This is a genomic window from Arthrobacter sp. Dra40, assembly GCF_059091905.1.
The window spans coordinates 18581-27329 of record NZ_JBNHHB010000066.1 but is presented as its reverse complement, the minus strand read 5'-3'; the positions used below and the strand labels follow the sequence as shown (position 1 = coordinate 27329).

General features: G+C 61.9%; 10 protein-coding genes. 6 read left to right on the top strand and 4 right to left on the bottom strand.

The genetic code is table 11. From position 1 onward, the window contains the following. Positions 1–250: DUF1990 family protein (locus AC5RWT_RS21200; RefSeq protein WP_494081880.1), on the bottom strand; the 250-nt coding region annotated here is incomplete at its 3' end. Positions 251–1477: 1227 nt separating this feature from the next. Between AC5RWT_RS21200 and AC5RWT_RS21195 the strand changes: the two genes are divergently transcribed. From AC5RWT_RS21195 to AC5RWT_RS21175, 5 genes are all read left to right on the top strand, one after another. Continuing rightward, positions 1478–2002, top strand: a complete 525-nt coding sequence (locus AC5RWT_RS21195; RefSeq protein ID WP_494081879.1) for a hypothetical protein — start codon at positions 1478–1480, stop codon at positions 2000–2002. 644 nt (positions 2003–2646) lie between these two features. Continuing rightward, positions 2647–3678 carry an AAA family ATPase gene (locus AC5RWT_RS21190; protein ID WP_493967185.1) on the top strand — a complete coding sequence of 344 codons (1032 nt, stop codon included), beginning with the start codon at positions 2647–2649 and terminating at the stop codon, positions 3676–3678. 26 nt (positions 3679–3704) lie between these two features. Further along, entirely contained in the window at positions 3705–3842 is a 138-nt protein-coding gene (locus AC5RWT_RS21185; protein WP_493967184.1) for a hypothetical protein, read from the top strand. Between the two features lie 95 nt (positions 3843–3937). Beyond that, positions 3938–4099, top strand: a complete 162-nt coding sequence (locus tag AC5RWT_RS21180; protein WP_493967183.1) for a hypothetical protein — start codon at positions 3938–3940, stop codon at positions 4097–4099. A 310-nt stretch (positions 4100–4409) separates the two neighbouring features. After that, complete coding sequence (locus AC5RWT_RS21175) at positions 4410–4874, top strand: ASCH domain-containing protein (RefSeq protein ID WP_493967292.1); 465 nt, start codon at positions 4410–4412, stop codon at positions 4872–4874. 268 nt (positions 4875–5142) lie between these two features. Here the strand turns inward: AC5RWT_RS21175 and AC5RWT_RS21170 are convergent, their stop codons facing one another. Then, positions 5143–5883, bottom strand: a complete 741-nt coding sequence (locus AC5RWT_RS21170) for an SDR family NAD(P)-dependent oxidoreductase (RefSeq protein ID WP_494081878.1) — start codon at positions 5881–5883, stop codon at positions 5143–5145. Positions 5884–6001: 118 nt separating this feature from the next. Between AC5RWT_RS21170 and AC5RWT_RS21165 the strand changes: the two genes are divergently transcribed. Further along, positions 6002–6403, top strand: a complete 402-nt coding sequence (locus tag AC5RWT_RS21165; protein WP_493967181.1) for a winged helix-turn-helix transcriptional regulator — start codon at positions 6002–6004, stop codon at positions 6401–6403. 145 nt (positions 6404–6548) lie between these two features. On the opposite strand, the gene AC5RWT_RS21160 is transcribed toward AC5RWT_RS21165, so the two are convergent. Both AC5RWT_RS21160 and AC5RWT_RS21155 read right to left on the bottom strand, forming a co-directional pair. After that, the gene (locus AC5RWT_RS21160; protein WP_494081877.1) at positions 6549–6971 is read right to left on the bottom strand and encodes a YceI family protein; all 423 of its coding nucleotides are present in this window, start codon (positions 6969–6971) and stop codon (positions 6549–6551) included. Positions 6972–7522: 551 nt separating this feature from the next. Beyond that, complete coding sequence (locus AC5RWT_RS21155; protein ID WP_494081876.1) at positions 7523–8686, bottom strand: FUSC family protein; 1164 nt, start codon at positions 8684–8686, stop codon at positions 7523–7525. Positions 8687–8749 lie beyond the last annotated feature (63 nt).

The window sequence follows — 8749 nt, the reverse complement described above, 5'->3', positions numbered from 1 at the left end:
CAGATACGACTTCCACCGGCTCAACAACGGTGACCCCGCAAATGTTCGCTGTGACAATCACGTCGTCACCTTGCGAGACCGGGCCCGGTGCATCTACAGAAAAGCCACTCGCGGTTTTCACCTTCCATCGGAGCACATCGAAAGCGGCTTGCTCCCATTTGACGTCGCCTCGTCCCACAACCGACGTAACCTCGGATCGACGATATCCGCGGTCACTACTGGGCCATCCCGGTAAAGCCGGACTCGTCATGCCGCATCCCTTCGCGTCCTGCACTTACTCTCAGTTGACCCTCATTCTCGTCTACACGTAGACAGACCAGTGATTGCTAATCCACGAGGTCGGTTTTTGCACAGCCTTTGAACCGGTGGCTGCCTGTCCCACAGGGCGGTTGTAGGTCCTGAAGCAGCGACGTCTATTGAGATGTCAGAGTGAAATCTATGACTCTAGCCTCAAGACGTTAGGAATTGCAGATTAGAACCCTATCCTGACGTCTTTCAGCTATCTTCCGGACGTCAGGTTGGTGTGTACTCCATCCGGACACTGAGCGACATCATGAAAGCCGCATGCGCTCTTTGCCATGAGTCGCTTCCGCACACCTGATTGGGAGACGCCCTATCGGGATTAGTTTTGAGACGAAGAGTAGGCGTGGCGCCGTACTGTCGGAGGTACCGCTCGCTTCAGCTACGTCTGGTTCTGCGGCGGGCACATAGTCTGACCGGATGACACAGCGGTGGCCCGTCAAATAGTTAGCAAGTGGCGCTTGCGGTGGATGGTGGTGCAGAGGACCAATAGCATGGTGCTAGACAGCATGAGAAGCACCGAAATTGCCCAGGCCGGAACGGCGTGCACTGCTATCCACTGTAGGAAAGCGTTCGAGCCGGATGGTTGCATGTAGTCGCCGTAGCGAATAGGCGTTGAAATGCCGAGTATCGCTACAAACCTCATAACGAATCCGAGAGCAGCAGCACCCGAAGCAACCAGAATCATGCCTCGCCACTGCTCGGGTCGCCGAAGACTGATATTTCGGGGCCTAGCAAAGCGATAGAAAACCATCAAGGCGCAACCTGCACCGAGACCTAGGCAAATGATTTGCATCAAAAAAGCTGGGAAAAGCAGTGAAAGCGTCGCCACTGTCAGGGAAAGCCACGGTAGCAAGACAGAGACTTCAGGGTTACTGCTATTGGCACCGGATTCGTTTGCGACTGTCACGCTGATTCAACCTCTTCTAGCGGCTCACCCAATGGTCCCTCCTTTGGGACATCAAAACCCGGCACTAATCGTGTCAATCGTAGTCTGGGTCACTTATCGATCGTGACGCATGAAATTTCGAAGACCATAGCAGGAACGTCTAGCGGAACGGTTGCCTTCTATAGCCCGATGGTCGTCGGTTGGCCAGACAGCGTTGATGGCTTCAAATCTCTTGTAGTCTCCCAGGTGGAGCTTGGTCCTCAAGACAGGGCGGCACAGGGGGAAACAATGGATGGACAGGCAGGCTTTGACGCCTTGCTGCACATGCTTTCCGTGATCCGCGGCGAAGACATCCGGTACCCGATGTCCGCCACGGTGGAGGAAACGGATGAGACGGGCCGGCGGTCCTTCTCACGGGTCCGGGTCAGCGACCGGGCACACTCTTGGAGGGTGGAGGAGGACGACCAGACGATCTCCTACAGCCCTAAGGAGGGGCTGGTTTTCCACCGCGGGACGGCCGCCGAGTACCTGGGGCACCAGCGCGCCGACTGGATCCCGCCGTCTGTCCAGGCGTTCTATCCGCTGAAAATGCGCATTTGGGGCGGCTATGCGGACGACCTGCGGATTTCGGGAGCCGAGCGCCAGGGAGGCGGAGTGCTGCTGTCCCTGGTGTACAGGGAGGACGAGGGGTACACGGCAACGGCACTTTTCGACGACGAATACGGTGTGGTGACCGAATTCCGGGAACCGGTCCGCTCACTGATCCTGCGGGACCTTCGAACAGATATTCCCGGGCCGGAAAAGGGCGCCTGAAAAATGCCCGCCGGAGACCGCGAGCTACTTGTCTTTCGCGCGTCGGCCCCGTTCCTCCTATATATGCCAGTCCATCAGCCGGGGCCGTGAGCCCGGCGGGGTGGCCGGTGCCGCAAAGCTTCCGCCGTGGCCGCGCAGTGACGGTTAGGCTGGGGCCATGATCCGCAAAAGGTGCCCCGGCGGGCCTTTTTGCGGGCGGGGTATGCGCGATTTCGGTGGTCTTAGTTTTTCGGGGACTTTTCCCCGTAGAGAGCGGAGCCGAAGGTCTCGCGGTGGGGGACCGGCTTGCGAGACAGTCAGGCCGAGGTGCGCAGGGTCGGGCCGCGAGCAGGGAAGGAATGCGATCTAGACCTGGGATAACCATGCTCCTTTATAACGGAGACTTGTATGGCAGGTGGTTGGCAGCTTGCGAACTACAGACGACCTGCGTCCAGGGTTTCCCCTGTTTGGACATCTGAAGGTATGACAGAGCCAAGCCGTCGGGGACGGAGCTGTATCGGCAGGGATAATCTCATCATTGTTCTCCGGCCAGTGCCCGCATGAGCCAACGGAGACTCCTGTGTCGCGTGAACTACGGCCAAGAGGGGGCTGATACTGGTGAGGCCAACCCCACCCGGTCGTGAACCGGGTACTACAGTGGATGCATGGCTGCCAGCCGCAATCCGCTCGACGACCTTCGCGATACCATCGGCCATCTAACCGATCAGCTCAAGCTGCACGGTTCGGAGCGCGTCGACCTGGTCGGTGATCTCATCGGTGCGAGGCCCGGGCCGGCCCGGCCGCTGTCCGAGGTGCAAGCCGAGCTCGACTCGCTGGTCGGACTGGAGACCGTGAAGGAACAGGTGCGGGCCCTCGTCGCACTGCTCCAGGTGCAGGCCCGCCGTAAGGCGCACGGCCTGCCGGAGGTGGCCACATCACAGCATCTGGTGTTCCTCGGAAACCCGGGCACGGGCAAGACCACCGTGGCGCGGCTCCTGGCCGAGATGTACCGCGCGGTCGGTCTACTGCAGAAAGGCCACCTGGTTGAGGTCGACCGTTCGGGCCTGGTGGGGCAGTACGTCGGCGCGACCGCCATCAAGACGGACCGGGTGATCCGGCGTGCGCTGGACGGCGTCCTGTTCATCGATGAGGCCTACGCGCTGGCCCCGGACGACGGCCGGGCGGACTTCGGTCCCGAGACGATCGAGGTCCTGCTCAAGCGGATGGAGGACCACCGCCACCGCCTGGTCGTGATCGTGGCCGGGTACCCGCAGCTGATGGAGTCCTTTCTGCTCTCGAACCCCGGACTGCGCTCCCGATTCGCCCGCGAGATCACGTTCCCCGACTACTCCATCGACGAACTCCAGACGATCTTCCACCAGATGCTGGCCCAACACGAGTACACGCTGGAGCCGGGTGCGGACCAGATGCTGCGCCGCATTTTCACCGGGCTCCACGCGGGCGAGGACTCCGGCAACGCACGGTTCGCCCGCACGCTGTTCGAGCAGGCGCTCAACCGCCAGGCGCTGCGGCTGTCGCTGGACGAGGAACAAAGTCTCGATGCGCTCGATCGTGAGGCCGTCATGACCCTCACCGAGGACGACATCGTCGAGGCCGCGCTGGCCTTGGGCGAGGAGCCGGAGCCGGAACCAACACCGGAACCGGAGCAGTCACGCTGGCGGCGCTGGCTGGCCTGACCGGATCTGCGGCGGCTGTTAGGCGAATGCCGCGTTCGCTGCGGCTGGTCTGCAAGGTCCGGCGGAAGAAACGCTGCAACTCCTACCAGGGCGAGCAGGGCATCGTTGCCCCGAACCTGCTGAACCGGCAGCTTGATGCCGGCGCCCCGACGAAAAGTGGGTGACTGACGTGACCGAATTCAGCGTGGCTGACAGGCCCTAAGTCAGACAGATTGATGCGGCGCTGAAGCGAGTTTGGGCTGCTGAGGCGGCCTTGGAGATGCCCCAGGGCGACATGGACCGGGCCCAGACGGCCCTGAACGACGCCATCGGCGAGGCCCTGTGTACCGGAACGAACCCGGATGCGATCGCCGATGCGGTGAACCTGGCTCCCGCAGGGCGCAGCCTCCCCGCCCGGCAGCTGCCCCGGCAAACCTCCTGACCGGACGGTCCGCGCACCAGCCCCAGGGTCGTCCTATACCCGGCCAAGGTAGGCAAGCTCCAGCGACGCGCACAGGACGCGGATAACCGTGAGTATGTCCGGGCAGGTGCTTCGATGAAGCACCCTTTAAAGGGACATGCCGGCCCTGGTGGAACATGAATTCCATCGCGCTGGCGCCATTCACAGGCATGCGTAGTTCTCGCTCATCTTTGTCGCAGTTTGCGACCGGCTATCGGGCGCCTGCTTCTGACATCATGAGGTGGTGAGACTTGACGCCGTTGGCCCAGCCGACCATGACGCAGGCATTCGGATGTGGCAGGAATACTGTGCCGCTCATCCGGAGGCGGTAGCTGCGTCCCCGGAATACACAATTGAACACTTCGGTGATACGCAGCGGTTAGCTGATGAACTTCTCGCTCATGTTCTCAGCGGAAGGAAACGCGCGACGGCGGAGCTCGTTGCAGACTTCATAGGGCGAGGTGACCAGGTGCCCCGGATCGGGTCCCACTGGATTGCCTGTGATGGGAACGGCACTCCGAGCATCATCATTCGCAGTATTGAACTGCGCATTGGTTCTTTCAATAGTGCTGATGCTGCGTTCGCCCTCGACGAAGGCGAGGACGATTTGAGCCTAGACAGTTGGCAGCGTGAGCACCGCCGCTACTGGACTCGCGTATCAGCAGCCCGAGGGCGTCAATGGGCAGAAACCGACGAAATCGTCTTCGAACGATTCAAGGTGGTCTGGCCACCTCAATATGCAGATTCGGCGCAATAAGATAGCCGCACGTTTGCCCGTAGGGGACCCACAAACGGGACAGTAATGAGCCCTGATGGAACACGAATTCCATCGCGCTGGGGCCATTCACAGGGCATGCATAAGTTCTCGCCCATCTTCGTCGCGGTGTGCGACCGGCATGCGGGACAGTTTGGCTATGGCCTCATGAAACCGAGATCCGCTTCCCGTGACGCACAACCAAGTCCGACCAGATTCTTGCCTGATCGAACTGTGTGGTGTTGTCAGCTCACTTACAGGTGAGTGGTGTTCATACTGCGGCGACCAGGTCCGGGTAGGCCTGCTCGACGGCACGGCGCTGGACATACATGTCCCAGTAGAGTCCAGCGAGAGTATCGGGGTGAACTTTCGGGAACGTGGTGGCAGCCTCGGCGTCACCGGGGAAGGCCTGGTCGGTAAAAGGCTCACCACTGGTGATGAGAGCTCCGATGGTGAGGGTACCTGCGTAGACTCCCGTGCCTTCAAGCTCGCCATTCAAAGAATAGAGATAGTTGCGCATGGCAGCCATGGCCGGCCCGACCCCGCTGAGGAACGGAATCCCAGTTGCGGAGGAAGACCCGTGGGTTACTAAGATCGCGCCGTTGCCACGTTCGATGAGCTCGGGGAGGACCTGACGAACGATTTCTACGGGGGTGAGCAGGAAGAGGCGCATGTATTTTTCCAGAGCTACAGTGTCCAGCTGTGCCGCTGGGACAAACCCTTGGTCCGCTGCACTGGCCGGACCGTACTCAATGACGTCGATACGGCCGAACCGCTTACGGATGCCGGCAATCAGAGCGGGAACCCGTGCAAGGTCAGACAGGTCGGCGGCGAACGGTGCGGCTTCGATGCCCTCGGCCTTCAGCATCTCGGCAAACTCGCGAAGTGGTTCTTGGCGCCGCCCGACAAGGGCCACCCGGAAACCTTCCCGGCCGAAACGGCGGGCCACGGATGCTCCAAGGCCGGGTCCGGCGCCGAAAATGACAATGACGGGTGAGGAGTTGGATGCCACGTATATTCTCCGAAAGTCAGTTCATGCTCACTGTTGTGAGCGCATTAGGTAAAAGTGCGCCAGCATTCGAACTATTCCTAATCTGCCGTACCCACTATTCAGTAAGTACTATGGGAGCATGTCTCGACCAGCAGAAAACCATCCCCGTTTCACTCTGTCACTCCCGGCTGATTGTGCGACCCGTTCTGTACTCGGCCACGTGACGAACAAGTGGGGCACGCTAGTCCTGCTCGCCTTATCGGACGGCACACGACGGTGGAATGAACTCAGGCGCGCCTTGGACGGTGTCAGTGAGAAGATGCTGGCCCAATGCCTGCAAGCCTTGATCTCAGACGGATTTATACTGCGGGACCAAAAGCCCATCATGCCGCCACACGTAGAATACTCACTGACAAAAGTGGGGCGAGAAGTCACGGAACTCCTTGTCCCACTCTTTGAACGTATCGCCCTCCATACCGGGGAACTCACAGAGCTCACCCATCCGGACGGAGACTCCCTAAAGGACGCATCACACCGGTAACTAACCCCCAATTGGATGGTTGCCAATGGCCTCGGTCGCAGTGTCCTCTTCATGCAGGGGAGTAGCCGGTCGGACGATTGGCTAAAGAAAGGGCCGGCCACCACCGGAAGAAACCGGTGAGGACCGGCCCTTGAGGGGGCAGCCGTCAGGTGGCCGGCAGGACGAAGGCTGCGTCGACGGTGATGGTGACTTTGTCGCCAACCAGCACGCCGCCCGCTTCGAGGGCGGCGTTCCAGGTGATGCCGAATTCCTTGCGGGAGATCTGCGCCGTGGCAGAAAAGCCTGCCCGGGTGGAACCAAACGGATCCACGGCCATGCCGCCGAACTCAACATCGGGCACGGACGGTATGCTTGGCCGGCGCGGTTCCCCTCGCCCGCTCTCGGGCCCGTACCGGAGCGCCGGTACGGCGCAAGACCTGTTCCAGCAGGCGCGCCGGCTGTCCGCCGCCGACAAGCCCGCCATGTTGAGGACGGGGCACATCGCGATCGTGGTGGATCCGCCCAGCGCGGCCGTCAGCCCCAGGGCAAAGTCGTCGGCCAGCCATTCGATGAGCACCGGAATGCCCATGGAGGCGTCCGATCGCAGACCGGCGGGCCAGCGCCGGGGCCTAAGTGCAAGATCTGGGAGGGACGCCAGGCCGCATCACGGGTGTTACCCGTCGGTGTAGGCAGCCTGGGAGCCGCCGTCCTGCCCGTTGATGTCACAGATATGTACAGGGTCCCGTCGGCGGCACACGCCTTACCTTGGGTTGGGTCTGGCCGGTTCGGTCCGGGAACAGGGAAAACCTGATGTGCCCCCTGCCACCACTACTTCCGGCGATGAGCGAACTTTCCCTGGGCGAGCCCCCGGCAGCACCGGTGATGGGTGTCTTGGGGACTTGCGCGGCAATAGGACCATCTGATGCCCCTCCTAAAGCTGTGTCAAGACCTCACTGCGGCATCAGCCGGTCGAGTTCATTCCCTCAGCCCGACGTGCTCCAATGCGGCAGGCAGTCAACAGCATCTCAATGGAAGGGGCCGGGGCCCGCAACGAATGTAGTAGTGGAGTCGGTACCCAGAGCCTTGGCAGTAATCGGCTGAAGCTGTCCCAAGTGGGCGGCTTCTCTGAGCATCGCCGAATCACCTTCGGTGATTTCGATTCCGCCGCCAGCTCGACGGCCGCAGCTTCGGCAAGGATTTGGATAACCGACGGATCCTCGCGCTACGAGGAGGAGGGGGAGTTCGAAGCCGCGCGGCGCCGGAGCTGACCGCTGTGATCGCGTACTCGGCCTCCGCGCCGGCGAAGATCATCATGTCGGCTACGACCACCCGGAGTGCGACGTCCAAAGCAACCGGGAACGGGCCGGGGGGCTCCTCTGGAGTGCTGATGTCCATGAGCAAAGCTGGGACGCGGTCAACAACGGCCTGGCGCACTGCAGTATCGCCAGGTGCACCGGCCAGCTCTGCCAAGAGCCCTGCGACCCGGTCCATGGCGCTAATGAGAGTGCCACCGTCTCCTGGGCCGCCGGCCAGCGCGGTCCTTACCAGCATGAGGCAGCTGACTCCCAGCAGGTCGAGGTGATCGGCGCTCTCCTGTTCTTTCACGACCGGTGTGATGCGCGCGCGTCCCGTCAGGGAATGCCGGGCAATCCGGCCGCTGGCACCGCGGGTCATGCTCAACCCGAGCAGAAGCTCGGGCAGTGCCCGCAACCGGCGCAAGGCCTGCTCGCCAGCCTCCTCATCAGCGTGGGCCAAAGCGCGAGCGGTCAGTCGAAGTCCGTCCGCCATGCCGTTCAATGCGGCGGACTCGGCCCGGCGCAGTAGCCGGACGGGCTCGGGCGTAAACAGGATCTGACTGAATACCAGGGCGACGCCGGCACCGATGACAGCGTCGACCATCCGGTCCGGCCCGACCTCACCGTCTGCGACGGCAATCGTGAGGATGGCGGCCGCGGCCGCTTGTGCTACTACGAGCGGTGCGCCACCGACCCCACGAGAGATGATCATCGCCGCGAAGGTAGCGACTGCAAGGCTGCCGAATCCTCCACCCATGAGGAAGAGCGTAGACTCGCCGGCCAGGATCCCGACGACCACCCCCAACAGGAGCTGCAGCGCGTTCAGCCCGCGTGTGCCGAACGGTGCGTTGAGAGCAACGACCGCTGCGATCGGAGCGAAGAAGGGGCCCGGATGATCCCCGATCAACTGAGCAAGCAGCCAGGCGATGGTCGCGGCCACCGCTCGTTGCGCTATCGGCCATGCATCGCTCCACACTCGATGCCATGCGCGACGGCCGGCAGCGGCCAACCGCTCGCTCCACTTATCAGCGACGTCGGTGCTCACGGGTTAACCCCACCAATACTGATCTGG

Bases quoted from the DNA above. Each gene is read 5' to 3' on its own strand.
- AC5RWT_RS21185 (WP_493967184.1), top strand. From the start codon at position 3,705: ATGCCGCGTTCGCTGCGGCTGGTCTGCAAGGTCCGGCGGAAGAAACGC.
- AC5RWT_RS21195 (WP_494081879.1), top strand. From the start codon at position 1,478: ATGGATGGACAGGCAGGCTTTGACGCCTTGCTGCACATGCTTTCCGTG.
- AC5RWT_RS21175 (WP_493967292.1), top strand. From the start codon at position 4,410: ATGTGGCAGGAATACTGTGCCGCTCATCCGGAGGCGGTAGCTGCGTCC.
- AC5RWT_RS21165 (WP_493967181.1), top strand. From the start codon at position 6,002: ATGTCTCGACCAGCAGAAAACCATCCCCGTTTCACTCTGTCACTCCCG.
- AC5RWT_RS21160 (WP_494081877.1), bottom strand. From the start codon at position 6,971: ATGGGCATTCCGGTGCTCATCGAATGGCTGGCCGACGACTTTGCCCTG.
- AC5RWT_RS21190 (WP_493967185.1), top strand. From the start codon at position 2,647: ATGGCTGCCAGCCGCAATCCGCTCGACGACCTTCGCGATACCATCGGC.
- AC5RWT_RS21180 (WP_493967183.1), top strand. From the start codon at position 3,938: ATGCCCCAGGGCGACATGGACCGGGCCCAGACGGCCCTGAACGACGCC.